The organism is Teichococcus aestuarii, from assembly GCF_042651065.1.
GTDB lineage: Bacteria > Pseudomonadota > Alphaproteobacteria > Acetobacterales > Acetobacteraceae > Pseudoroseomonas > Pseudoroseomonas aestuarii.
The window spans coordinates 1-836 of sequence record NZ_JBHSCH010000169.1 but is presented as its reverse complement, the minus strand read 5'-3'; the positions used below and the strand labels follow the sequence as shown (position 1 = coordinate 836).

At 68.7% G+C, this 836-nt stretch carries 1 protein-coding gene; it reads left to right on the top strand.

Annotated elements, in window-relative coordinates:
* On the top strand, positions 1–431 hold a 431-nt coding region (locus ACFOY6_RS24205), incomplete at its 5' end, for a Crp/Fnr family transcriptional regulator (protein WP_379652466.1).
* Between the last annotated feature and the right edge of the window lie 405 nt (positions 432–836).

The following is an 836-nucleotide window of genomic DNA, read 5'->3' as shown; positions in this document are numbered from 1 at the left end:
CCGGCGATGCCTTCCGCCTGAGCGCCGGCGCGCTGCGCGAGGCGATGGACGAGGACCGCGACCTGCGGCATCTGCTGCTGCGCTATGCCCTGGTCCATCACGGGCAGGTGGCGCGGAGCGGAGCCTGCAACGGGCGCCACCATACCGAGGATCGCCTCGCCCGCTGGCTGCTGATGGCGCATGACCGGGCTGAGGGGGACGAGTTCCCCATGACGCATGAGTTCCTGTCGATGATGCTGGGGGTGCGGCGGGCCGGCGTGACCGTGGCGGCCCGCGTGCTGCAGAAGGCGCAGTTCATCCGCTACGAGCGCGGCTGCATGGAGGTGACGGACCGGCCGGGCCTCGAAAGCGCAAGCTGCGAATGCTACGGCATCCAGCGCCGTGCGCTTGACCGGCTGTTTGGCGGCAGCAAGATGCCCTATCGCCGCTGAGCCAGCCGACCGGGCCATGGCTTTGATGCCCTGGACAGCGTTCTACCCGGCAGCAGAGGGCGGTACTGCCATACTCGCCTTCTGGTGATTGCCGTACGCTTGCGTACAGACAATGCGGCCTCTGCTCACATAGCTAAGCCATCGTCTGCAGTGGCCCCCCGGCGCAGACGGCTGAGAGAGGCCCGTGCTCTTGCCGACACCGCGTCGCAGGAGCCTGTCATAGGACCCTCAGCCCCCCCCGCGCCCCGCAACCGCCTGCTCGCCGCCCTGCCGCCGGACAGCCTCGCCCGCCTCTGGCCGAAGCTGGAGCGGGTGGAGATGCAGCTCCGCCAGGTGCTGCACAAGCCGGAAGTGGCCATCGAGAATGTCTATTTCCCGGAAAGCGGGTGGTGCTCCATGCTCGCC